General features: G+C 64.9%; 19 protein-coding genes and 1 pseudogene. 11 read left to right on the top strand and 9 right to left on the bottom strand.

Annotation, left to right across the window (positions count from 1 at the left end; genetic code table 11):
* Window positions 1-58 precede the first annotated feature (58 nt).
* Genes DES52_RS23425 through DES52_RS09345 form a run of 3 tightly spaced genes read left to right on the top strand, consistent with a single transcriptional unit; the run spans window position 59 to window position 5,512 of the window.
* Window positions 59-463 carry a hypothetical protein gene (locus DES52_RS23425; RefSeq protein WP_110886542.1) on the top strand — a complete coding sequence of 135 codons (405 nt, stop codon included), beginning with the start codon at window positions 59-61 and terminating at the stop codon, window positions 461-463.
* A complete protein-coding gene (locus tag DES52_RS09340; RefSeq protein ID WP_110886543.1) occupies window positions 464-5,149 on the top strand; it encodes a DUF4132 domain-containing protein in 4,686 nt (1,561 codons plus the stop codon).
* 54 nt (window positions 5,150-5,203) lie between these two features.
* Window positions 5,204-5,512: a hypothetical protein gene (locus tag DES52_RS09345; protein WP_110886544.1), complete on the top strand. Its 309-nt coding sequence runs from the start codon at window positions 5,204-5,206 to the stop codon at window positions 5,510-5,512.
* 2 nt (window positions 5,513-5,514) lie between these two features.
* Here the strand turns inward: DES52_RS09345 and DES52_RS09350 are convergent, their stop codons facing one another.
* Window positions 5,515-6,672: an anhydro-N-acetylmuramic acid kinase gene (locus DES52_RS09350; RefSeq protein WP_245900865.1), complete on the bottom strand. Its 1,158-nt coding sequence runs from the start codon at window positions 6,670-6,672 to the stop codon at window positions 5,515-5,517.
* Window positions 6,673-6,725: 53 nt separating this feature from the next.
* Here DES52_RS09350 and DES52_RS09355 point away from each other — a divergent pair, with 53 nt between their 5' ends.
* Window positions 6,726-7,349 carry a GNAT family N-acetyltransferase gene (locus DES52_RS09355; protein ID WP_110886545.1) on the top strand — a complete coding sequence of 208 codons (624 nt, stop codon included), beginning with the start codon at window positions 6,726-6,728 and terminating at the stop codon, window positions 7,347-7,349.
* A gap of 278 nt (window positions 7,350-7,627) precedes the next feature.
* The gene (locus DES52_RS09360) at window positions 7,628-9,442 is read left to right on the top strand and encodes an MDR family MFS transporter (RefSeq protein WP_110886546.1); all 1,815 of its coding nucleotides are present in this window, start codon (window positions 7,628-7,630) and stop codon (window positions 9,440-9,442) included.
* Window positions 9,443-9,834: 392 nt separating this feature from the next.
* Here DES52_RS09360 and DES52_RS09365 read toward each other — a convergent pair whose 3' ends face one another.
* Window positions 9,835-11,022 (bottom strand): glycosyltransferase family 4 protein, encoded by a 1,188-nt coding sequence (locus DES52_RS09365; protein WP_110886547.1) that lies wholly within the window; start codon window positions 11,020-11,022, stop codon window positions 9,835-9,837.
* Between the two features lie 235 nt (window positions 11,023-11,257).
* Between DES52_RS09365 and DES52_RS22890 the strand changes: the two genes are divergently transcribed.
* Entirely contained in the window at window positions 11,258-11,800 is a 543-nt protein-coding gene (locus DES52_RS22890) for a GNAT family N-acetyltransferase (RefSeq protein WP_170130977.1), read from the top strand.
* A 176-nt stretch (window positions 11,801-11,976) separates the two neighbouring features.
* Here DES52_RS22890 and DES52_RS09375 read toward each other — a convergent pair whose 3' ends face one another.
* Together DES52_RS09375 and DES52_RS09380 are read right to left on the bottom strand one after the other, a co-directional pair.
* Window positions 11,977-12,777, bottom strand: coding sequence for a class I SAM-dependent methyltransferase (locus tag DES52_RS09375; protein WP_110886645.1), 801 nt, complete (start codon window positions 12,775-12,777; stop codon window positions 11,977-11,979).
* 145 nt (window positions 12,778-12,922) lie between these two features.
* Complete coding sequence (locus tag DES52_RS09380; protein WP_110886548.1) at window positions 12,923-13,459, bottom strand: hypothetical protein; 537 nt, start codon at window positions 13,457-13,459, stop codon at window positions 12,923-12,925.
* 1,000 nt (window positions 13,460-14,459) lie between these two features.
* On the opposite strand from DES52_RS09380, the gene DES52_RS09390 reads away from it, so the two are divergent.
* The gene (locus DES52_RS09390) at window positions 14,460-15,017 is read left to right on the top strand and encodes a hypothetical protein (RefSeq protein ID WP_110886550.1); all 558 of its coding nucleotides are present in this window, start codon (window positions 14,460-14,462) and stop codon (window positions 15,015-15,017) included.
* Window positions 15,018-15,211: 194 nt separating this feature from the next.
* Here DES52_RS09390 and DES52_RS09395 read toward each other — a convergent pair whose 3' ends face one another.
* The 4 genes from DES52_RS09395 to DES52_RS09410 all read right to left on the bottom strand — a co-directional run bounded on the left by DES52_RS09395 (window position 15,212) and on the right by DES52_RS09410 (window position 18,485).
* Window positions 15,212-15,832: a hypothetical protein gene (locus DES52_RS09395; RefSeq protein WP_146237238.1), complete on the bottom strand. Its 621-nt coding sequence runs from the start codon at window positions 15,830-15,832 to the stop codon at window positions 15,212-15,214.
* Window positions 15,833-16,131: 299 nt separating this feature from the next.
* Window positions 16,132-16,809, bottom strand: a complete 678-nt coding sequence (locus DES52_RS09400) for a TMEM175 family protein (RefSeq protein ID WP_110886552.1) — start codon at window positions 16,807-16,809, stop codon at window positions 16,132-16,134.
* A 199-nt stretch (window positions 16,810-17,008) separates the two neighbouring features.
* A complete protein-coding gene (locus DES52_RS09405; RefSeq protein WP_110886553.1) occupies window positions 17,009-17,677 on the bottom strand; it encodes a response regulator transcription factor in 669 nt (222 codons plus the stop codon).
* Window positions 17,678-18,032: 355 nt separating this feature from the next.
* Complete coding sequence (locus DES52_RS09410; protein WP_110886554.1) at window positions 18,033-18,485, bottom strand: hypothetical protein; 453 nt, start codon at window positions 18,483-18,485, stop codon at window positions 18,033-18,035.
* A 155-nt stretch (window positions 18,486-18,640) separates the two neighbouring features.
* On the opposite strand from DES52_RS09410, the gene DES52_RS09415 reads away from it, so the two are divergent.
* The 4 genes and pseudogenes from DES52_RS09415 (at window position 18,641) to DES52_RS09425 (ending at window position 20,799) form a co-directional block, all read left to right on the top strand.
* Window positions 18,641-19,219, top strand: coding sequence for a restriction endonuclease (locus tag DES52_RS09415; RefSeq protein WP_110886555.1), 579 nt, complete (start codon window positions 18,641-18,643; stop codon window positions 19,217-19,219).
* Between the two features lie 98 nt (window positions 19,220-19,317).
* Window positions 19,318-19,494: pseudogene (locus DES52_RS23710) on the top strand (hypothetical protein); the annotation flags it as partial.
* A gap of 326 nt (window positions 19,495-19,820) precedes the next feature.
* Window positions 19,821-20,111, top strand: coding sequence for an aminoglycoside adenylyltransferase domain-containing protein (locus tag DES52_RS23430; protein WP_245900867.1), 291 nt, complete (start codon window positions 19,821-19,823; stop codon window positions 20,109-20,111).
* 190 nt (window positions 20,112-20,301) lie between these two features.
* The gene (locus tag DES52_RS09425; RefSeq protein WP_110886557.1) at window positions 20,302-20,799 is read left to right on the top strand and encodes a hypothetical protein; all 498 of its coding nucleotides are present in this window, start codon (window positions 20,302-20,304) and stop codon (window positions 20,797-20,799) included.
* 169 nt (window positions 20,800-20,968) lie between these two features.
* Here the strand turns inward: DES52_RS09425 and DES52_RS09430 are convergent, their stop codons facing one another.
* Window positions 20,969-22,669 carry a M3 family metallopeptidase gene (locus tag DES52_RS09430; RefSeq protein WP_110886558.1) on the bottom strand — a complete coding sequence of 567 codons (1,701 nt, stop codon included), beginning with the start codon at window positions 22,667-22,669 and terminating at the stop codon, window positions 20,969-20,971.
* Window positions 22,670-22,796 lie beyond the last annotated feature (127 nt).

Genomic DNA, 22,796 nt, shown 5'->3' on the forward strand with positions numbered 1-22,796 from the left:
AAAACATAATACGCTGCCTTCGAAGAGTGAGTCTTTACACTATTCTGGAGGTGTATTCATGATCGTCGAAGGAAAAGTCGTCGGATCGAGGGCCGTGTTCGATTCGGTTCCGCTTCACGTCCAGCGTTCGCCCGCCACGCTGCGAACGCTGCTCGAAGACCTCGTGCGCCAAGAAGTCGAACGCTTCAACGACCGCCAAGAACGCCAGACGCTGCTGCACGTCCTGAGCGAACGCCAACTCGTCGACGGCGCTTCGCGGGGCAAGGTCGTCTCGGGCGGGCAAGAGCAAGCGCAGCACGCCGCCGTCGACGACGCCGTTCACGTCGCCATTCGCGCCTTCCGAGACGGCTTGTACTTCGTCTTCCTCGACGAGCGGCAACTCGAAGACCTCGACGAGGAACTCCAAGTCACGAACGCCAGCACCTTGCTGCTGCTGCGCCTCACGCCCCTGGCAGGTGGTTGAATGACGGCCCCGTCGCTGCTCGAGGAACAGAGCGTGCCTTGGGAACCCGCCTTCGAGGCCGCCCTGCAAGACTTGCCCGCGTCCCAAAGCGAACTGCTGCACGAAGCCCGCGAGCTGTTCACGCGCGCCACGCTCCGCTTCGATCCGCGCCGCGAAGAGCGCGTGCGCGCCTTGTACGAAGGGGTGCACGCGCTCGCGCCCGAAGACCGCCTCGCCGTTTTGCGCGTCTTGTTTCCGCACTTCGCCGAAGTCGCCGACGCCGCGTACCGTGCCTTCCTCACGCGCCACCCTTACCAGCAAGGCTACGTTCGTCGCGCCTTCCGAGCGCCCGGTCACGCTCTTCACGTCACCCGCGCGGGTCAATGGTTGTTCACCACGTGGCGAGCCACCAACTCCTACCCGTATCCGATTTCGTGGTTCGCCGCGCACGCCGGACTCATGGAAGCCCGCGGCAGCGACCAGCTCGGCTACCTGCTCGCCGCCGCGCTCGACGAGGGAGACGACGACGTCTTCTCGATCCTGAAGCAAACGGCGTCGAGCGAGCATCCCGTCGCGCGCATGGGACGCCACGTCACGCGCGCCCTCCTTTCATCGCGTCGGCCCGACGCTCACGCGTTCGCGCGAAGCCTCCTGCTCGCCGCTCAACGCCAAGAAGGCTTGCGACAAGTCATCCTCGAAAGCGTCGACGAGGGAGATCCCGCCGCCCTCGCGTCGATGCTGCGCCTCGTGCTCGACGAGGACCTGCTGCGCTTCTCGTCCGTCGTGCGCGCCGTCGGCACGTGGCTCGCCCTCGCGTACGACGTCACGGACCTCAAGCTTCTGAAGGGCGTGCTTCGCGTCTTCGCGGACTTCCTCGACTCCGAGGAAGCCGCCGTGCGCGCCCTCACCGACGCCTCCGTACGAGACGCGTACCTCGCCTTGTTCGCCTTGTCGTACAAGGACGTGAGAATGGCCGTGGAGCACGCGCGTGTCCTGCTGGAGTCACCGGACGTCGAGCGCCGCTTCACCGGCGCGGCCTTCCTCGCGCAAGTCGGCTTGCCCGAAACGAGCTTCGCGGTCGAGCGGTTGCTCGACGATCCCGATCCGCGCGTCGGCGCGCTCGTTCTGAACGCCACGCGCGCCGAGCACTTCGACGCGCTCGAACGCTTCGCCGCCAAACTGGGAAGCGCCGAGCGCAAGGAAACGCTGCTGTTCGATTGGCTGGGTGCCGTCCCCCCAAAGACGGCCGCGCTCGACCTTCTGCCGACTCGCCTCGGCGACCGACCGCTCGCGCGCCTCGTGCCGCACCTCGGCGCCATGAGCACGTGGGCGAGGACGCAAGTGCTGCAACTCGCGCAGAAGCGCGCCGAAGCGAACGAACTCGACGCGGACGTGCGCGCCGCCGTCCTCACCATGCTGCAAGACCGCGTCGGCAGCGTCGGCGAAGCGGCCCTCGGCGTGCTCGACAAGCTCGACGTGACCGACGACGAGATCCTCGCCCTCGAAGCCCTGCTGACTCGAAAAAGCGCGAACTTGCGGCGCGGCGCGCTGAACTTGCTGCTCAAGCACGACGAACGCGCCCTCACAAGCGCGGGCCGCCTGCTGAGCGCAAAGAAGACCGAGCCACGCCTCGCGGGCTTGCAACTCGCTTTGGCCTTGCAGGAACGAGGACGCGACGTCTCGCCGCTCGTTCGCGACTTCACGCCCAAAAACGCCGGCGAAACCCAGTTGTACGAACGCCTCGTGACGCCCGAGACGAGCGCCACCCTCGAAAACGGCCTCGGCACCTTCGATCCCGCCAAGCTCGCCCCGATTCCCACCTTGCGGGAAGTGCCGAGAGACTACGCCGCCGACTTCCGGCGCGGACGTGACTTGCTCGCCTCGCTCGACGCCTTCGTGCACGATCGCCACGAAACGCCGATCGAGGGCATGACGTGGGACGGCACGACGACCTTGCTGCTCGGCCACCTGCGTTGGGTGAGCTCCGAACACATGCCCTTGCCCGACGAGTGGCGCCGCTGGTGGCGCGAGCGTCCCGACGCGCGCCAAGGCGACCTCGCGCGCATGCGCTGGGCCCTGCAGCCCTCGTTCGACGACCGCCCGCACGTGCTGTTCGGGAAAAAGCCCGACGTCGAGTGGCAGCACGGACCGCTCCTGACCGGCATCGTGTACTTCCTGTACTCGGAATTCGCGGGCGCGCTCGACCTCGAATTGTCGCTCGACGCCTTGCAAACGGCCCTCGCGCGCCTCGACCGAGACGCCAAGACCATCACCAACAGCGTGGGCTGGCTTCGAGACGTGCGCGACGGCATCTCCGACCTGCCCGTCGATACGTCCGACTTCGATGCTTGGCCGCACGACGTCTTCGAGCGCTGGTGGAATCTCGAGGTGTACCAAGACCGCGCCTTTCGCAACTTGCCGCGCCGCCGTCCGAGCATTCGCGTGATCGTCACGGCCATCGAGCGCGGCCTCGCGTCCGAACACGACTTGTACGATTTGCTGATCGGTCCCAGGGACCAGGAGCGCTCCTCGCGAAGCTTCGCCGACCTCGAGCGGTACTCGGGCCGCAAGCGCGACGAGCGCGTCTTCCAACACCCCTTGATCGACACGGCCTTGCAGAACGTGCGTCGCCGCGTCCTCGACGTCGAACTCGCCCGAGGTGACCTCGACACGCCCGCGACATCCGCCGCGCTCTCCTTGCGCTTCGTGCCGGGCGCGCCCGACGCGCTCAAGGCCCTCGCCGGGCTCGGCAACTTGCCGTTGGCGCGCGGTCACTCGTGGGGCAGCCAAAGCAAAGGCGCGTCGTTCAGTCACCTCGTGCGCGTCTCCTTCCCCACGCCCGACGACACGCCCGAAACGTTCGGCGCGCTGCGCGCCGCGCACGGCTTGTCCGAGGCGCGCCTCTTGGATCTCGCGATGTACGCTCCGCAATGGGCGAACCTCGTCGCGGCGAACCTCGGGTGGGACGGACTCGCCGACGGCGTGTACTGGTTGCACGCGCACACGAAGGACCGCGCTTGGACCGTCCCGGAAGACGTGCGCGAAGCGTGGGAGGCGGAAATCGCCGAGCGAACGCCGCTGAGCGCCGCCGACTTGCTCGAAGGCGCGGTGGACGTCGCGTGGTTCAAGACGACGTACGAGCGTCTCGGCGAAGCGCACTTCGAAACGCTGCTGAACTCGGCGAAGTACGCGTCGAGCAGTGGCGGCCACAAACGCGCGGGCCTCTTTCAAAGCGCGATTCTCGGCCGCGTCGCCGAAGACGACTTGCTCTCGGCGATTCACGACAAGCGTCACCAAGACTCCGTGCGCGCCCTCGGCCTGCTTCCCGCCGACGACGAAGCGCGCGTCGAGGCGCGCTACCGCGTTCTGCGCGACTTTCAGCGCGGCGCGAAAGCGTTCGGAGCGCAACGTCAGGCGAGCGAGACCCTCGCGGCCGCGATCGGCTTGCAAAACCTGGCGCGTTCCGCCGGGTACGCCGACCCGAGACGACTCGGCTGGGCGATGGAAGCGCGTGGCGGCAGCGACTGGAGGCTGAGCGCGAACGTCGAAGACGTCACCTTGCAAGTCGAGGTCGACTCCGAGGGGCTCGCACACCTGAAGGTCGAGAAGAACGGCCGCGCGCTCAAAGCCATTCCAAGCGCCTTGAAGAAGACGCCTGAGGTGATCGCCGTGCAAGCGACCCTCAAGGACTTGCGCGACAGTCGCGGACGCATGCGTGAAGCGTTGGAGGACGCCATGGTGCGCGGCGATCTCTTCGCGCCGAAGGAAGTGCGCGACCTCGCCCGTCACCCTGTCATCGCGCCGATGCTGCGCCGCTCGCTGTGGCTCGCGAACGAGCAGGACCTCGGACTGTGGAACGGCGACGTCCTCACGACCCTCGCGGGCGACGCGGAAATCGGCGAGCGAGCCTTGCGTCTCGCGCATCCGCACGACCTCTTCACGCGCGGCGAGTGGCGCGCTTGGCAAACGCGCCTCTTCGACGCGGGGCTCGCGCAGCCCTTCAAGCAAGTCTTCCGCGAGTACTATCCGCTCACGGCCGCCGAGCGCGGCGCGTCACGTTCGCTGCGCTACGAGGGACACAGCGTTCAGCCTCGTCAATCGCTCGCGCTGCTCAAGGGGCGCGGTTGGATCGGCGTGCCCGACGAAGGCATCCGCAAGACGTTCCACGCCGAGGGGCTCAACGTGTTCCTCGACTTGTTCGTGTCGCTCGGCACGCCGAACGACGTCGAGGGACTTCCGATGGGCGCCGTCGTGTTCGCCGACCGTGACAGCGGCAAGGTGTTGCCGCTCGAGGAAGTGCCGCCGCGACTGTTCAGCGAGGTCATGCGCGACCTCGACCTCGTCGTGAGCGTCGCGCACGTCGGCGGCGTGGACCCCGAGGCGAGCCGGTCGACCGTCGAGATGCGCGCGGCGATCGTGGGCGAGATGCTGCGCCTCTTGAAGCTCGACAACGTCCGCTTGGAGCATTCGCACGCCCTCATCGCCGGTCAGCTCGCGTCGTACAGCGTGCACCTCGGTTCGGGCGTCGTGCACCTCATGCCGGGCGGTGCGCTGTGCGTCGTGCCCGTGCACAACCAGCAGCAAGGCCGCATCTTCCTGCCGTTCGCCGACCCCGATCCCAAGACGGCGGAAGTCACGTCGAAGGTGCTGCTCTTCGCGCGCGACAAGCAAATTCAAGACCCGACGATCCTGGAACAACTCGCCTGACGTCTGCGAGGCGAGGCGCCGCTTCATGCGGCGCCTCGCTCGTATCATCACCTCATGCATCTCGTTCAAATTCTGCTGCCCCTCACCGACAACCTTGGGCGCGCCTTCGACGCGGCACTTTACCGAAACGTGCGGCACGAACTCACCGAGCGTTTCGGAGGGCTCACGGCGTACTCGCGCTCGCCCGCGTCCGGCTTGTGGAAGGAAGACGAACAGGAGACGGTGCGCGATGACGTCGTCGTGTACGAGGTCATGGCCGACGACTTGGACCGAAGGTGGTGGCAGACGTACCGAGAGAAGCTGCGGATGACGTTTCGGCAAGACACCTTGATCGTTCGCGCCCTCGAAATCGAACTGCTGTGAAGTCACTCGGGCGGACGCGTGATCTTGCCCGCCACGGCCGCCCGCGAAGCGCCCGTCGTGTGCGCGAGGACGTTCGGCCAGCCTTGCGCGGCGAAGTACCCGAGCACCGCGAACGCCGCCGCCTCGCGCACCGACGAGTTCCAGCCGCGCTCCTCGAAGGTCGCGACAGGAAGCGGCGACAAGAGCGTCTTCAAGGCGCCCATCAAGACGGGGTTGCGCGCCCCGCCGCCCGCCACGACGACCTCGTCGAGTCCGAGCGGCACCACGAACCGCTCGTAGGCGTCGGCGATGCTGCGCGCCGTGAAGGCCGTGACGGTCGCGGCGAGGTCGGGCAGCGAAAGCCCAGGGGCGTCGAAGCGTGACAAGTGCCAGTATTCGCGTCCCGTGGACTTCGGGGGGGCCGCGTCGAAGTACGGGTCTCGCAGCCACGTCCGCACGAGTTCCTCGTGAACGACGCCGCTCGCCGCGAGCCGCCCACCGTCGTCGAAGCGTCGCCCCGTCCGCTCGGCCACCTCGTCGATAAGGCAATTGGCGGGTCCCGTGTCGAAGGCCCGCACGCCTGCCGCGTCGAGGCTCGGCAAGTACGTGAGGTTCGAGATGCCGCCCAGGTTGTGCAGCGAGCGGCGCACGTCGGCCTGCGCGTACAGCACGCGGTCGGCGAAGGGCACGAGCGGCGCTGCCTGCCCGCCGAGCGCGAGGTCCGCCGGACGAAAGTCGGCCACGACGAGCTTTCCGAGCCGCGCGGCGATCACGGCCGCCTCGCCGAGTTGCAGCGTGGCCCGAGTGCGCCAGCCGCGAGCCTCGTCCAACGAGGGGATGTGATACACCGTCTGTCCATGACTCGCGACGAGGTCCGCGTCGGCCGCCAGGGGAGAGGCGGCGCGCGCGAATTCCTCGCCGAGCAGGAAGTGCAGTTGCGCGAGCTCGGATGTTCGCAAGTCGTCGCGCATCGCCCGTACGACGAGCGAGCGCACGTCGTCGGCGTACGGGGTGAACACGTGCCCGAGCACGCGCGCGCGAGGAACGCTTCGCGACAGCGGTGGCGGCGCGCCGCCTTCACCGAGGTTCGGCCACCGAGGCAACTCCAGCAGCACCGCGTCGATTCCGTCGGCGCTCGTGCCGCTCATGAGGCCCAACACCCGAGGAGAACGCGTGGTCATCGCGCCGACCCTACCACGAACGACCTCGAAAGCGGGCGGGGTACAGTGGCGTCATGCCGTTTCGCATTCGCCCCTACCGACCGGGGGATCTAGACGCGCTCTACGACATCTGCCTGCTCACCGGAGATTCGGGGCAGGACGCCTCGGGCCTCTACGAGGATCCGAAGTTGCTCGGTCACGTGTACGCCGCGGCGTACGGCATCTTCCAGCCCGAGTTCGCCTTCGTCGTCGACGACGAACTCGGCGTGGCGGGCTACGTCATCGGCGCGCTCGACTCGCGCGCGTTCGAGGCGACCTTGGAGCGTGAGTGGTGGCCGAACCTGCGCGAGCAGTACCCGAGGCCGACGAAGCCGAAAGAGGATTGGACGCCCGACGACCGCATCATCAACTTGTTGTACGGGCGGTCCGCCGGAGACGAGGCGCTTCTCGACGCGTACCCTTCGCACCTGCACATCGACTTGCTGCCGAGGGCGCAAGGCGGTGGAAACGGACGGAAGCTCATGCACACCCTCTTCGACGCGCTGGCGAGGGCGGGCTCGCCCGGCGTGCACCTCGGGGTGGGCGCGAGGAACACGCGGGCCGTCGGCTTCTACGAGCACATCGGGTTCGAGCGGCTCGCCGAGAAGCCCGGCTCGATCGTCTTCGGCATGAAGTTGCCTTTCGACGCCGCCCGGTAGACGCTCGGGACCCCTCGTCGGCCGACGGGTGCCGCTCGTCCCACGTCGTGATGGCGCCGAGGACGGAGCGAAAGGCGCGACCGCTCGGCGTCGATTCCTAGGAGTTGCGAGTCGGAAATTCTGACAGCACTGGCTTGAAGGCGGTCGCGCCGATGGCACCCAGGGCGCGAGATCGTCGAAGCGCCCCCGTCTTCCTCGTGTTTTCGTTCGGCTCGCTTCTTCTGAGCCTCGCCGTTCGGCGTATTGCACCGCTCTCTTCGAAAGAGCACTCTGGTGTTATGTCTGCGACATACTCGTCACCGTCGGACGCGCTGACACCCCAAGTTCGCCTGCTCACCCTCGTCGGGATCATGCTGGCGCTCCTCCTCGGCGCGCTCGACCAGACGATCGTCGCGACCGCCGGTCCCGCCATTCAGCGAGACCTCGCCATTCCCCCGAGCCTCTACACGTGGCTCACCATCGCCTACCTCGTCACGAGTACGGTCGTCGTTCCCATCTACGGCAAACTCGGCGACTTGTACGGCCGCAAGCCCGTCATCCTCTTCGGGCTCACGCTCTTTCTCGTCGCGTCCGTTCTGTGCGGCCTCGCCGGAAGCGCCACGCACCTCATCTTGCTGCGGGCCGTGCAGGGCCTCGGGGCGGGCGCACTCTTCACCACCGCCTTCGCCATCGTCGCCGACCTCTACCCGCCTGCCGAACGCGCGCGCGTCAACGGCGCGCTCGGCGGCGTGTTCGGCTTGTCGTCCGTCCTCGGCCCGCTCGTCGGCGGCGCGATCACCGACACGTGGTCGTGGCACTGGGTCTTCTTCGTGAACGTCCCCGTCGGTCTCGTCGCCCTCGTCTTCATCGCCACGCGCATGCCTTTGCTGCGAAACGCCAACGCCGGCGGTCGCGTCGATTACGCGGGCGCCCTGTGGCTGATCGTCGCGAGCGTGCCGTTGCTGCTCGCCCTGAGCCTCGGCAAGACCCATCCGCAACCCGGCGAAACCGCCTTCGCTTGGACGTCGTGGCCGATCCTGACGATGTTCGCGCTCTTCGCCGTCGGCCTCGCCGCCTTCATCGCCACCGAGCGTCGCGCGCCCGAACCCCTGCTCGACCTCGCGCTGTTCAAAAACCGAACCTTCGCCGTCGCGAACCTCGCCATCTTCGTCCTCGGCGCGGGCTTCCTCGCCAGCATCGTGTTCCTGCCGCTGTTCATGGTGAACGTCGTCGGATTGTCCGCCACGAACTCCGGACTCACCACCACGCCCCTCACCTTCGGCCTCATCGCGAGCGCCATCGTCGGCGGCGCTCTCACCACCCGCTTCGGACGCTACAAGCCCGTCATGCTCGTCAGCCTCGTCATCCTGCTCGCGGGCTTCGCGATCATGGGCTTCACCCTCACGTCCGGCAGCACGCAACTCGAAGTGACCCTCAAAATGATCGTCGTGGGCCTCGGGCTCGGCGCCGTCGTCAGCCTCTACTCCCTCGCCGTGCAAAACGCCTTGCCGCCCGAGCGCACGGGCGTCGCCACGAGCGCCGTCAGCTTTTTTCAGCAGATGGGTGGAACCGTCGGTCTCGCCGTTCTCGGAACCGTGTTCGCGGGCAACCTGCAAACGAACTTGACGGCCGCCGCCTCGAAGCTTCCGCCCGCCCTGACCGCCGAGCGTTCTCCTCGCCAAGCGAGCGGCACCTTCGACGCCCGCGCCGTACGCGCCGATCTGCGCGAATCCTTCGCCGATCAGCGCGACCTCTACACGGCCGCCTTGCGGAGCGGTGACGCGCACGCCGCCCGCGTGCTCGCCGCCTCGGCGAGCACGCCGAACGAAGCTCGCGTCCTCCTGACGAACGTCGCGAACGGAACCGCGCCGCGCGCCGCGCGCCTCGCCGCGCTACCCCCCACGCTGCGGGGCCTGGAGGCAGCCGAAGAGCGAGCCCTCGCTGACGTGACCCGCTTCGAGGGCAACTTCAAGGACGGCTGGACCGACGCGATCACCTTGATCTACCGCCTGGGCTTGCTCATCGTCGCGCTCGGCCTGCTCGTCACGGCCCTCCTTCCAGAGCTTCCCCTGCGAAAGGCCGATCCGAGCGAAGCGCCTACGATCATGGGCTGAGGGTCGTCCTTTCGCTCGACGGTGCCCTGTTCACCGCTGAGAAGTGACGCCAAAAGGAACGGCCCACCCGCGGCGCGTCAGGAAAGGGTGGTCAGGAGCATTCCGCCAAGCGGAATGCTCCTGACCACCTTGCACGCTTCCGGCATAGTGCCGAGGAGAGATCGCGTCAGCCCTTCCCGCGCCGGAAACGAGGTGCACGGCGAGGGGGACATTCACCTTCAACCGTCCCGCCTGCGAACGAGCTGATGTCACAACACCAGAACTCCCTCACGACCGAGCTCAGCGGCCTGCAGGACCTCGGAGCCCTGAAGCGTTGGGCTTCCCCACCGCCCCGACTCGAATGGGAGATGTGCCCCAGCGAAGCTCTCGGCCTTCGCGCACTCAGGCTGACGTCAGGCGCGCTGAATCGAAGTTCTGACGGAGGTCGTGTCGAGCGCCCGGTCGAGTAGTTGCAGGAACTGCCGAGTCGCCACTCCCCAGTTCAGCACCTCGTCGTACGCGTCGCGCGCCGTGCGACCCAGTGCCGTGAGGACCGTGCGGTCGGTCCACAACACCGCGAGGCGCTCCGCGTACGCCTCTCCCGGGACGCCCGCAGGGAGGAGCGTGCCGTTCACGCCTTCGCAGACGACGCTGCTCATACCGCCGACATTCGCGGCGACGACCGGCACGGCGAACGCGTTCGCTTCGCCGACCACCATCGGCGTGCAGTCTGCGCGCGAAGGAAGCAGCAGCACGTGCGCGTCCGCAAGGAGCGCGTCGAGTCGAGCGCGACCCGACGGGGTGTTCTTGCTGAGGAAGCCTTCCCAGCGCACGAAAGGTATGTCCTTCGCGCCGTCCGGGGGAGAAACGCCGACTATCGTGAGGGTGGCGGGCACGCCAAGGTCACGGAGGACCGTGAGGGTCCGCACGGCCGTGTCGCCGCCCTTGCGGTCCCAGTGCATTCCCATCCACAGCAGGCGCAACTCGCGGGTCGAGCGCGCCGCGAGAAGGTCGAGGGCGACGGACCTCGCCGGTGGAAGGTCGAGGTTGGCGCCGAACGGCACGACCTTCACCCGTTCGTTCGGCACGCCGAAGTCCTGCTGCGCGGAATCGGCGGCCCACGTGCTGGTGTACACCGCCTGATGGCAGCGTGACAGTGCCTGCGCGTCCGCCATCCAACCGCGGGCGATGCTTTCGGCGCTCACGTTCGTGAAGTTCGGGTACGTCTGGTGAAGCAGCGCGTACGTGGCGTCCGTCCACAGGAACGCCGGAATTCGAGTGTCCAAGTTCGCGAGGACCAGGGGAGTGACGCACAGCAGGGCGTCCGGTCGGACGTCGCGCAAGGCTCGCTCGACCTGCCGGGCGTACCCTTCGGTGGCACGGGGCGTGCTGTCGAGGTGGTAGTGCTGCGCCACCCGGGCGTACCTGGCGTGCTGCCGGCGCTCGTGATCCCCGACGTCCATGACGAGGGGACTGATGGGAATGACTTCGACGTCGTACGTTTCGAGGGCTCGCAGCAGGGAGCGTGGCGTGCCGGACCACGTGTGCGCGTCGCGCACGTCGAGAGGGTGCGCGAAGGCGAGGCGCGGCCGGCGGGGCACCTCCTCACGTTACACATCCACGCCCCCTCGTGTCGAGGGGCGGGCAGGGGAGAAGGCGGTCCTTCACGCCTGGAAGGTGCGCAGTCGAGCCGCGTCACGATCGAGGACGTCGCTTCCACTTCGTCGTTCACACCTTCACCTGACGTTCCCCGGCAAGGCAGGGGCGACGGGTCGCGCCTCTGAAGGAAACTGCACACGCTTGCTTTTCCGACCGCCCTTCGGTATGACGACCGCCATGACTTCACTGTCGACAGCGCGGCTGCGGTTGCGGCCGTTCGAAGCGTCGGACCTCGCGGCCCTCGCTCGCATCACCCGCGATCCGGACGTGATGCGCTTCATCGGTCGAACGGGACGACCGTTGAACGAGGAGCAGACCGCTCGCACCCTCCGCTTCTTCCAGGACCTGTGGGTCGAGCGGGGGCTGGGCGTGTGGGCCGTCGAGGAAAGGCCGGACGCTCGGCTGATGGGCTGGTGCGGATTCTTTCCTCTCGATGGGACGAGTGACATCGAACTCGCGTACCTGCTCGACCGTTCGGCCTGGGGCCGGGGATTCGCGACCGAGGCGGCGTGGGCGGCCCTGAAGTGGGCGTTCGGGGAGGGACGTCTCGAGCGCGTGGTCGCGGTCACGTACCCGGAGAACACCCCGTCGAGGCGAGTGCTGGAGAAACTCGGATTCGTGAACGAAGGCCTCCGGCAGTACTACGAGCGCGACGTCGCGTTCTACGAACTTCCCGCGCGGAACTTCCCGCTCGGCCTTTCCTCGACGGGCGGCGCGTGACGCGTTCCCCGCGAGCAGCGGCACGACGTGGACAACCTACCGGCTCGCTCGGCGGCACAACATCCGCGCGGCCCGCGCTTCCAACGGCTTCGTATAAGACGGTGGAGCATCACCTTCAGTCTTGGGACAGGGCTTCGGCGTACCCCGAAGCCACCTCCTGCCCCGTCCTCGACGTCTCACTCGGCAACCGTGCCTTTGACGGCCCACGCACGAACCGCCAGCAGGATCTCACCGTCCGGACCGGTCGGGAGCGCCGCCTGAACGGCATCACGAATGCGATTGCGCACGTCATCGCTCAACCCCGCCACGTACTTTGGCGCGGACCCGGTGCCACCAAGAAACGGTGACCAGTACGCATCGAAATCGGGAAAGGCCGCCGGAATGTCCACGGCCGTCACCTCCACGTCCACCGCGCCCGCTTCCTCGAGCGCCCTTCGCAAAGGGCCGGGACGGCAAATCGGAGCGTTGATGCCGTCGTCGAACGCGGCGGCGCCCGAATCGATGGCGCGCGCCACATCGAAGAAGGACCGCATGATCTGCATGTGGCCCGCGTAGTCCCACACGTACAGCGCCACACGACCTCCGGGGCGAACGAGGCGGACCATTTCGCGCAAGGTGGCCCGAGGATCTCGGGTGAAGTTGAGGACGAGCCCGCTGACCGCGTAGTCGAACTCGGCGTTCGGCAATCCGGTATCGGTCGCGTCGGCCAGCATGAACTCGGCTTCGGGAACGGAATGCTTCGCTGCTTGCAGGAACGCTTCGGACAAGTCGAGGCCGAGCAAGGAACTCGGACGGCACGTCTGCATGACTTGACGGCTCAAGGCTCCGGTGCCGCACCCGAGATCCACCCAACGACCGTGCGCTTCGGCATCCAGCCAGAGGAGGAAGTGCGAAGCGATCAATCGACTCCAGCGCCCCATGTAGCTTTCGTACGCCTCGGCAGCTCCCCATAACTTCCGATCGGGTGCATCGTTCATGGCTTGATCCTCCACCTTGCATTTTGAATCACGCCGACGATACGCGACCGTGAAAGCAGAATTTCCAACTTCAAGGGGTGCGCGTTCACTTGAGGGCAGCAAAAGAAGAGAGCCCACTTTTGGGCTCTCTTCTCGACACGACGGGCTACTTGACGCGTTCCGCCGTGCAGGTGCCCATGCCGTTCGTCGCCCCAGTCTTGATGTACGCCTCCAGGAGATCCGCGTCATCCGTGAAGTACCCGTTGAGCTTCTCGGTGTTCTTCTGTGCGCTGGGATCGTTGATGCCGCAAACGTACATCTTGATGTCGAAGTACATATAAATGGTCTTGTAGTCGAACTCCAACCACTCCGGGTACTCCGTCTTCACGTCGTACCGAGCGCTCCACATTTCGGTGAAGGGAACGAGGTCGCCCTCTTCATCCTTCACCTTGGACTCGACTCTCCCATTCGCGTGGTTGTACGCCACGTAGGTGTCCGTCTGCCGCATGGGCGTCTTTGCAATTTCGATCGTGTACGTCATCGGCTTGCCCTCGGCGGGCGTCGCGGTGATCTTCCAGAGTTGCATTGGTTGTAGGAACACGTCCAAGTGGTTGGGTGCGGCGAGGGTCGTTCCCTGAACCATTCCGGCCAGGGCGACGAGGGAAGGAAAGACGAGGCGAAGCAAGAGGAAAGGACGCGACATACCGGCGGATATTAGCAACGTGTGAAGAGGCGGATCGTGAAAAACTCGGTGGCCGAGCAGCGTCCCGGCACCCTCCGGCCACCTCCACGCCCCTCGAGATTGCCGAGAATGAGGGTGCGAGAACAAGCAGCCGCGTTCACCGCGTTCAGCCGCTCACGGTCGCCGTGCACGACCCTACGTCCTGCCAGGCGCCTCCATCGACCCAGCGTCCGGAAGCCGTCCACGTGTCTCGCGCCACCTCTCCCGACGGAAGGATCTTCGGCACGTGCAAGCGAAGAGTTCCCGCCAGTCGCTTGTCCGTCGAGACGTACTGCGTGATGCGACACTCGAACCGCTCCGTCATCCTGAACCCACTTCCCGGTGCGCGAACCGTCGGCCATGCCCACATGAATCGAATCACGCGCTGCGAGGGATCGAACCCCACATAAGGATGAGGCGTGAAACGTCCTGCCTCATCCTTGAAAAGCTCTCGATACCTCACGTTGTCGAGGTTGCTGTAGGGCTCTTCGCCGTTCGGTTGAGGAAAGACGTACGAGCCCAAGCCATCGAGCGAAACGCTCATCTTGACCACCTGGCTTTGAAACGTGCCCTCGACGGACCACGTTTGCCCTCCTTGAAGTGGCGTCGCCTGCAACGGTGATTGGGAAGCGACGGTCGCCGAAGGAGCGCAGCCGAGCAGGACGACGGCACAGAGAAGCATGACAAGGAAACACCAGTGCTTCATCCACTCAATCTAGCGTTCGTTGTCGTACGCACCGTTGCAATTCGGCATGGCAGATATCCCTTTGCACGGCGAAGCGGCGCGCGCTCCCGTACAGGCGAACGGACAATGTGACCGCGCGCCGACCACCCTCTCGTGTGCCGCGCCGCGAGCGACCACACCGCACGAGGACGCTCGCATCCTGTCGCAGCTTGTGCGTATCGATCTCTGGACGGACGCTGTGCGCCCTCGAATTCCTACAACATTCCGTAGCCATCTCCAAGCCGGTACGGTCTACCCATGCACATCCTTTCCCCCGTCTGCCACACTCGCTTTTTTTCCGCCGCCTTGCTGCTGAGCCTCCTGCCGGTCGCCAGCGCCGCCCCGACGGCTCCCAGTTTCCACCTGTGCCAGCTGATGTCCCCTGCGGTGGTCAAGTCGACCTTCGCTCCGATCGCGGACGGGCGCTCGCTGGAAAAACCACTGGAAGGAATCGGTGGGAAGAGCTGCTCCTACCGCGTCCCTTCGCCTACCGCTCCAGGCGCACCGAACTTGGAGCAGGTCCGCGCCTTGATCGAAACGGCATTCTTCGATTCGGCCGGTACGGCCCGCTTGGCCCTCGCGGCCGATATGGACCGGGCCCGCGAGGGGAAACTGACGAATATCGCCAAGCTCAAAGGATTGGGTGACGCCGCGTTCGTCTCTCAGCAAGGCGAGACCGTCAGTATTCGGGTCATTCGTGGGCGAATGCTGATGGCGGTGAATGTCGGGAAGGTGGATGCCAGCTTCAAGGCTCGTCAGGATGTGGCGATGAGCTTGGCGAAGCAAGCCCTGAGCCGTCTGCCCATCGTAAAGTAAGGACGCAGCACTCTCTCGAATTCGATCGAAGAGTCTCATCAATAGAAACGCCTCTCCAAAGAGAGGCGTTTCTATTGGCAGGCGGCATGAACGCTATCGCCCAAAGTGCGAAAAACAGCATTGCGCTCGAGCTACCTCGCTACACGAACGACACCTCGAGTATGGATGTAGGAGTCGGTCGCGCTGACGGCCGCTCATCGCGGCGGAGCGGCCACACGGAACGCCGTGATACTTCCTTCTGCGGCATTCAAGGTCAGGCGTTCCCACGCCAGCGGAGATTGCTGGGCACTGAAGTACACGTCGACGGGTTTGGACGGGTCGTACGTGATTCGAGCCGCCGTGGACCGGCTGAGCAGCACTTGCCGTTCACCGTTCGGTTGCACGACCGTCACGACGACGTCATTCACTTTCTCCGCGAGCGCCTCGGGCGTGGAATCCGGATCGTCCACGCTCAACTCGCCGGGCGTGTCGAGCCGTAAGCTGAGGTCCGCGAAGTAAGACCCCAGGAACGCGTCCTCGTCGAAAAGGGCCATCGCCCGCGCGAGAGATCCCGCTTTGACGTACAACGTGCTGTCACGCAAGCTCACGAACAACCCTTCGCATGAAAGGGTGTACGCGTCACGCAAGATGTCTTCTTGCCCTGGCCCGCCCTGCCACCGAAGTTCTCCGTCTTCGCCGATGCGCGCCGTGGCACACGCGACGCTCGGGGCGCTGGCCACTTGCGTGGAGACCGCGAGAAGTGGCGGTCCTGAAGGTGCGGGTGCGCATCCTACGAGCGCCGCGATACCGATCATCCACCACTTCATTCGAGGCATGCATCACTATACAAACGTACGCGTCGAACTTGCAGGCATTCGCCTCACGCTCAAGGTTTGGCGACTCCAGCGAGCGCGTCACACCTTATGACGAACGTGCAAGTTCACCGTCTCGAACTGCTCGGATGTCACCCACGTCCTGTCCGTACAACCTCGCAAGGTCGCGAAGTCGACGGGCTTCATCCGCTTCCTGAACTGGTACGTGAAGCACGGCGGCGTCACCGCCCGATGGATGGGGGCTTCAAGGACGCTCGCCGTGTGGAAGGCACGGCGAGCGTCCTTGCTTACTCCAGCAGGCCTTACGCCACGTCGTGGCGTAAGTTCATGTCATTCGACTCATGCTCTTGCGGAGCGCGTGCCGCCGCGAACACGTGCGGCTGCAGCAAGGCGAGCACCACGAATCCCACCACCAACCACGCGCCCAGCAACTCGATCGCCAACACCGGAGACCACAGCGCCAACGCGGCATCGCCAAACGCGAAGACGCAGTACACCCAGGCGACCAACAGCATCGACCTCAGCAACTGCGGGCTCGCCGCGCGCTTCACCAAGCGGCGACGGCGAATGCAATGCATCCAGTTGAAGGTCAGGGCAAGTCCCACCAACGCGAAATTCAAAAATCCAACGGCGACTCCCCAAGGTGAATCCGGATGAGCCCCCATGACACTCGCGGAGAACGGCAGAAGGGACACGAAAAGGAGTGTCAGCAAGTTCAGGGTGATGTGCCAGAAGTCCGTGCCTTCCACAAGGGACGCGTAGTAGTAGTGCGTCGCCCATAAGAGGGCCGTCGTTATGAACGTCACGGCGTACACGGCGAGTCGTGGAATCAAGCGAATGAGCTCTTGCGGTACGGCGGCACTCATCACGTCCTCTGGGAGCTTCACTTCCAGGACGAGCAGTGTGAGGACGATCGCGAACACCCCGTCGATCAAGGTGTCCAATCGGTCCTTTTCGAGTTGAGCTGACGTGCCGAACATCACGTCCCCTCCCGAGTCGGATTGTGAGGCATGACGTCAGCGTAACCCACGGCGTCGCGTTGCCGCAGGAGCATGTCAAGCAACTTCACGCCTCCCCGGACTCGCCGCATGAGCGAGGCACTTCTTCCCCCACCCCGGCACCTCCGAAATCCTGGACCCCCCTGTCAGCAGATGTGGATCGCGGATATGGCCGAGAGCGTTACGAGGGTAAGACCAGTCCGTACCCGAGTCCGCGAACCGTACGAATCACGCCGACGACGCCAGCAGTCTCGAGTTTTCGGCGCAAGTTGAACATGTGCACCCGCAGCAAGCTCTCCGAGGGCTCCTCTTCCATCCACAACGACCCGTACAATTCCTCCATTCGAAACACCCTCCCGGGGTGACGCGCCAAGTATCCGAGCAACTCGAATTCTTTGCCGCTCAACTCCAGCTTTCTTCCGGCCCACGTGGCAAGCCCGGTCCTGAAGTTCACCTCGAGCACGCCGACCCGCAGGGTGCCCTCGGACTTTTGACGAAATTGCACGTGGAGACGGGCCAGTAGCTCATCGGAGTTGAAGGGCTTCACGATGAAGTCGTTCGCGCCGAGGTCCATCAGATGCACCTTGTGCTCGATGGCGTCGAGGGCGGTGAGGATCACGATGGGCAAATGGCAGTGGTCGTTGCGTAACTTTTTCGTGACCACGCTGCCGTTCATGTCCGGCAAGTTGAGATCGACCATCGCCAAGTCGAGACGAGTGGAGCGCGCGATGCTCAAGCCTTCCCAGGCCGTCGTCGCCGTGACTGTCTCGTAGCCTTCGTCTCGAAGAGTCAAGTCGAGAAGATGTTGGATATCCGGGTCGTCTTCGATGACGAGAATGCGTTCGGCCATAAATCCTCACGGCAAGTGGGCACCTGCGGGCTTGATGAGGGGGGCAGCGCGAACGGCGCCTGCTGTCGTGGCAAGTTTCGAACAACCGCAGTTGACACGCGTGGTCTTGTACCATCGCGTTCTTCTTGGCTTAAAGGTAGGAGTGAAAGGGAAGTCGGGACTACCAAGTGGGTGAACCTTCTTTAACTTGAGCACCCGGGGCACTTAGCTTCACTTAAAGTCCCTTTACTGTCACCAACAGGAGCGGTCCGCGACCACATCAAGGTGTCGGCCCTGGGGCGTGCCGCGAAGCACTGAGGAAACGAACCGAGGTGGGTTTCGTCAAAGAAGAGGCCCTCACTCGGAGGGCCCCTGGTCATCTTGCGGTCTTGGCGGTTTGCCTTGTCTTTCCTCGCTGCGTCTTTTTCGCGCGACTGTTACCGAGGTTCTGACCTTTCTCGAAGCTCGCGTTCATCTTCTGACGAGTTTGCTCGGCCAGCGTTTTGAAGTCGAGTTGCCCATTGGCGATGGCTTCGAGGCTCGGCTTGATGTTCTTCGCGCGTTGACGGGTGCTGAGCTCGTTGTTGATGTTGTCGAACCACGCTTCGAAGTCCGGCGTGACTTCGAAGACCATGTCTTTGACTTCCTTCCCGTACGTTTCTTCACTGCCACGCTTCGAGAACTGCTTTGGAAGGGTGAAGCGCTCCGGGAGATAGATGGCGTCGAACATGCCGGTGCGGACGGCTTCACGAAAGGATTTGACGAACGTATCGCTCCGCTGCGGGTTGTTCAGTTGCTGGATTTGATCGCTGAGTTTCCGAAATGACATGAACTCCTCCACCAAGAGTAATAACACGAGCAAGGCATTTAATGCACGCGCGTCCTTTGACGAGTTCGCCGCCCGTGTAGAACGCGCCGCCTTACGACGTCGAAAAGCCAACAATTACTCGGCGCGCAGCAGCGATTCTTGGTACAACCGAGGTGATGGCATCATCACGAAAACGACGCGCAAAACAAGACGCGGACTCTCCCTTCCTCGCACTGCTGATCGCCGCTGTCAGCTTCCCATTCTTTCTCTTTTCCCAAGGGCACCTTTTGATGGGCCTGCTGATGGTGATAGGAGAAGGCCTCATCGCGTACGCCGCTTGGAGTCACTACGGTCCGAAAGCGCGCGCCATGCGTTTGTTGGACCGGGAAGTGCAAGCGCTCAGTCCGTATGAATTCGAAGCTTACGTCGCGGCGGCGTTCATGGCGCGTGGTTGGAAAGCTCGCGCGACCAAGGGCAGCGGCGACCAAGGCGCGGACGTCATCGCCCAGAGTCCGCAGGGCGTGCGGTACGTGGTGCAAGTGAAGCAGCACAAGAACGCGGTCGGGAATAAGGCGGTGCAGGAGGTGGTCGCGGCCAAGGCGATGTACAAGGCGTCTCACGCGTTGGTGGTGACGAGCGGACCGGGGTACACGAAGGCGGCGCAGGCGTTGGCGCTGGCGAACAACGTGGGCTTGTGGAACTTGTGGGATTTGCGGAAGTTGAAGGAGGGAGCCGATGTGCGCGGCCTCGTGTAAGAAGCGGTCTTCTTCCTCCTGCCGAGCCGCATCAGGCTGAGTAGGTGGCCGACTCGCCGGTTCCCGAGCGACTCGACCTCATCCCGTATCCTCGCGTCATGATTCCGGACGGGGTTCTCGGCGTCGAAGTGAAGCGAGTCCTCGACCGCCTCGCTCACGACCTTCCCGAGGCCCTTTCGGGTGACTTGATCGGGCTGTGCCTCTACGGCTCGCCGGTCACCGGCGACTTCAATCCTGCCCGCAGCGACCTCGATCTGCTCGCCGTCGTGACGCATGACCCCACCGAGCACGACCTCGCCCGCCTGCACGCCCTGCACGGCCGGATCGACGCCGATGAGCCCGCTTGGCGCGACCGGATCGAGGTCGCGTACGTATCCCGCGAGGCGTTGGCGTCGTTCCGCTCGTCGGCGCGTTCCAGGATCAGGATCAGTCCCGGCGAGCCCATTCACATCGTCGAAGCCACCCGCCACTACCTGCTGGGCTGGTACCTCGCTCGACATGGCGTCGCCCTGTACGGCCCGCCTCCCGAGCACGCGATTCCACAGATCGAGCCGAGTTCCGGGGGGTCGTTCGGGAGCATGCTCGAAAATGGACGTCCTGGGTGTACGACACGGGCGGCTCGGACGGTCAGGCGTACGCGGTGCTCACGCTGTGCCGAGCGCTGTACACCGCGACGAGCGGAGAGCAGGTGTCGAAGCGGCGCGCGGCCCTATGGGCGAGCGAGCGGCTCCCGAACTGGTCGACCTTGATCGTGTGGGCGCTCGCCCGGCACGACGAGGAAGGCACGAGGTCGCCGAGTCAGGATCGCTTCGAGGAGGTCGTGCGGTTCGTCGAGGAGGTGAGCGCTCGTGTGGAGGGTGAGTTCGAGTCAAATCGGACGCAGCAGTCGTGAACGACCAACTCCGCGCGGCGGGAACGGACGGCATCCCGACCGGCACGCGTGGCAAGGCATGAGGACAGAAGCAGGGCTGGGAAGCGCTCGACGTGAATTCCATTTCGCGCGTCGTGGAGGACGCGCAAGTTCGACAGGGTGAGAACTGTTAAGCTGTCCTCGTGGGTGCCTGCTCACCAGGGAGACAACTATGAAACGGTTCTTGATCAGTGTGCTGAGCTGTGCCCTCGCCTCGTTCGCCATGGCACAAAACGTCAACGAGAACGACAACCTTCGCGGAGTGAAGGTGTGCATCGACGACGCGTCCTTCACGGCCGGCATTGGCGCGCTCGGCGCGACGTCACAAACGCTCGCGCAAGGTCTCTACGACTACTTCGTGAACCGCATGAAGGCCGAAAAGATCGACTTTCTCGAAAACGGCACGAAGGACTGCGTGGACTTCATCGTCAACCTCGACTTCGGCGCTACGACCGGCACGCCGCGCGCCTGGTACGGCGAACTCTCTGTCGAGGACGACGGCGCGTACGCTAGCCTCGACGCGAAGGACAAGTACCGTCTCCCCGTCACGATCTGGTCGAACTCGTATTACGGCGTCCTGACGGACAACGTCGGTCTCGCCGACTTCCTGCTGACGCAAGGCAAGACCATCATCGACGAGTTCGTCAAGGCGTACAAGAGCGCCAACTGATTCCCGTTGATCGTGTTCGCGAAGCGTCATGCTTCGCGGACGCGACCTTTTCAAGTTGGCCAGGCTGGGGTCTGTGCGGCTGGATATCTTTGACGGCGTCTTCCAACGCCTGTCCGATCACTCCACGCCGATCCGCAGCCAACGCCATGGACACGCGAACGGGCGCTCCTCAAGCGGATGCGCGCCGTTCGCCCATTTGCAAGACCTCGCGCACCCGCGCCATCAACGCGCCGACTTGCTTACGGTCTCCCGAGAAGCGCGACCCGACCGCCTCGAACATCTGCGGCAAGGACCGCGACCCGCCCAAGCGAAGCGCCGCCTCGTACGCTTCCACGGCGCCCGCTGGGTCGTCCAACGAGCGCTGCCACACGTCCAACGCGCCCAACCACGCGTACGCGTAATCCAGCACGTACAACGGGTAGATGAACGCGTGCGGTGGAAGTCGCCACCCGCCCGCGCGTTCCGCTTCGAATCCGGACCAGTCCAAGTCGGGTTCGAAGCGCTCGGCGAGTTCCAGGTACTTCGCTTCCAAGTCCTCGCCCGTCACGTCCCCGGGCGCTTCGGTGTACAGCCAGTGTTGCCACGCGTCATTCAGCGCGAGGCGAGGCAAGGTGTACACGATGTCCTCGAATTGCTTCGCGACGGCCGCGTTCGCGCGTTTCTTCGAGTATCCGGCGGCCGACTCGAGGTGCGCCAAGGCCAGCAACTCCATGGCTTGCGACGGCACCTCGCCGAACTCCGATCCCACCCAGGTGTTGAACTGCAGGTGGCCTTCCTCGAGTAACGCCGCTCCGTGCATGGCGTGCCCCGCTTCGTGCAGCAGCACGGTCAGGTCGAGGTGCGTGCCCGTCGCGCTTTGCAAGATCACCGAGCCGCGTGACACGGGCAAGGGCGCGCAGTACGCGCCGCCCGCCTTGCCCGGTCGCGCCTCCACGTCCAACCACGGGTCGGCGGCCGGACGATTCCGCAGGTGCCGGAAGCGTTCGCCGTACCTCGGGTGCACCGCTTGCAGCACTCGTTCGGCGGCGTCCACCAAGGCGTTTGCATCCTCGAAGGGAGGCGGGAAGCCATGCACGTCCACTTGCAAATCCCACGGTCGCAACGATTCCACGCCGAGCGCGGCTCGACGTACTTCACGCAATTCGGCGGCGAGCGGCACGACTTCCGCTTCGATGGCCGCGTGAAACGCCCGGGCGTCGTCGGGAGTGTAGTCGAGGCGGTTGAGCTCCAACCAATGCAACGCCAGGTAGTTCGGCATGCCCGCCTGCGACGCGAGGCGGTGGCGACGGGCGAGCAAGTCGAGCATCAAGGTGTTGAGGGTGTCACGGTCTTGCAGGGCGCGCGTTTGCATAGCTCGCCACGTGCGCTCTCGAACGTCGCGGTCCGAGCTTTGCAGCAGGCGCCCGGCTTGCGCGAACGTCACCTCCTGACCGTCCACGTCGATGGTGCGCGCGCCGGAGATGCGGTTGAAGGTGTTGGCGAGGGTGTTCGTTTCGGCGTTCAGGTCGACGTTCTGCGCGTGGAACACGTCGGCTTGGTTGCGTAGACGGCGGCGCATCTGGTGCAACTCGCTCGGCAGGGCGTCCTCGGGCAGGTCGAGCAGGCGGCGTTGCAATTGGTGCTGCGCGACTTGCGCCTTGGGGAGGACGTCACGCAAAAACGCGGTGAGGGCGTCGCGCTTTTCTTGCGAGGAGGTGTCGCGGTCGGACGTGAATTCTAGGCGTACCTGGGCTTCGAGGAGATCCTCGTCGAGATCACTCCAACGACGTAGCCACGCCTGGGCGGTGTCGGCGGTGAGGAGTTCGGCGTCGAGCGCAGCGTAGCGATCGGCGTACGAATCCCAAGTCGGGACAGGTTGGGGTGCGGTCATGCGGTCTCCTTCGAACTCGTGGGGACGTGCGTCGGGATGAGCGGGGAGCGCGTTGAATTGAGATCGGCTTTCAGCATACACAGACGACGTTTCAAGCGAAGGAGCGGCGATCAGCCGTACGGACCGG

Source organism: Deinococcus yavapaiensis KR-236 (assembly GCF_003217515.1).
Lineage (GTDB): Bacteria > Deinococcota > Deinococci > Deinococcales > Deinococcaceae > Deinococcus_A > Deinococcus_A yavapaiensis.

Excerpts from the sequence above, each read along its gene's own strand:
- DES52_RS09380 (WP_110886548.1), bottom strand. The coding sequence starts at position 13,459 with ATGTCGCGTCCTTTCCTCTTGCTTCGCCTCGTCTTTCCTTCCCTCGTC.
- DES52_RS09355 (WP_110886545.1), top strand. The coding sequence starts at position 6,726 with ATGCCGTTTCGCATTCGCCCCTACCGACCGGGGGATCTAGACGCGCTC.
- DES52_RS09340 (WP_110886543.1), top strand. The coding sequence starts at position 464 with ATGACGGCCCCGTCGCTGCTCGAGGAACAGAGCGTGCCTTGGGAACCC.
- DES52_RS09415 (WP_110886555.1), top strand. The coding sequence starts at position 18,641 with ATGGCATCATCACGAAAACGACGCGCAAAACAAGACGCGGACTCTCCC.
- DES52_RS09390 (WP_110886550.1), top strand. The coding sequence starts at position 14,460 with ATGCACATCCTTTCCCCCGTCTGCCACACTCGCTTTTTTTCCGCCGCC.
- DES52_RS09345 (WP_110886544.1), top strand. The coding sequence starts at position 5,204 with ATGCATCTCGTTCAAATTCTGCTGCCCCTCACCGACAACCTTGGGCGC.
- DES52_RS09405 (WP_110886553.1), bottom strand. The coding sequence starts at position 17,677 with ATGGCCGAACGCATTCTCGTCATCGAAGACGACCCGGATATCCAACAT.
- DES52_RS23425 (WP_110886542.1), top strand. The coding sequence starts at position 59 with ATGATCGTCGAAGGAAAAGTCGTCGGATCGAGGGCCGTGTTCGATTCG.
- DES52_RS09410 (WP_110886554.1), bottom strand. The coding sequence starts at position 18,485 with ATGTCATTTCGGAAACTCAGCGATCAAATCCAGCAACTGAACAACCCG.
- DES52_RS09400 (WP_110886552.1), bottom strand. The coding sequence starts at position 16,809 with ATGTTCGGCACGTCAGCTCAACTCGAAAAGGACCGATTGGACACCTTG.
- DES52_RS09360 (WP_110886546.1), top strand. The coding sequence starts at position 7,628 with ATGTCTGCGACATACTCGTCACCGTCGGACGCGCTGACACCCCAAGTT.
- DES52_RS09430 (WP_110886558.1), bottom strand. The coding sequence starts at position 22,669 with ATGACCGCACCCCAACCTGTCCCGACTTGGGATTCGTACGCCGATCGC.
- DES52_RS22890 (WP_170130977.1), top strand. The coding sequence starts at position 11,258 with ATGACTTCACTGTCGACAGCGCGGCTGCGGTTGCGGCCGTTCGAAGCG.
- DES52_RS09395 (WP_146237238.1), bottom strand. The coding sequence starts at position 15,832 with ATGCCTCGAATGAAGTGGTGGATGATCGGTATCGCGGCGCTCGTAGGA.
- DES52_RS09425 (WP_110886557.1), top strand. The coding sequence starts at position 20,302 with ATGAAACGGTTCTTGATCAGTGTGCTGAGCTGTGCCCTCGCCTCGTTC.
- DES52_RS09350 (WP_245900865.1), bottom strand. The coding sequence starts at position 6,672 with ATGACCACGCGTTCTCCTCGGGTGTTGGGCCTCATGAGCGGCACGAGC.
- DES52_RS09375 (WP_110886645.1), bottom strand. The coding sequence starts at position 12,777 with ATGAACGATGCACCCGATCGGAAGTTATGGGGAGCTGCCGAGGCGTAC.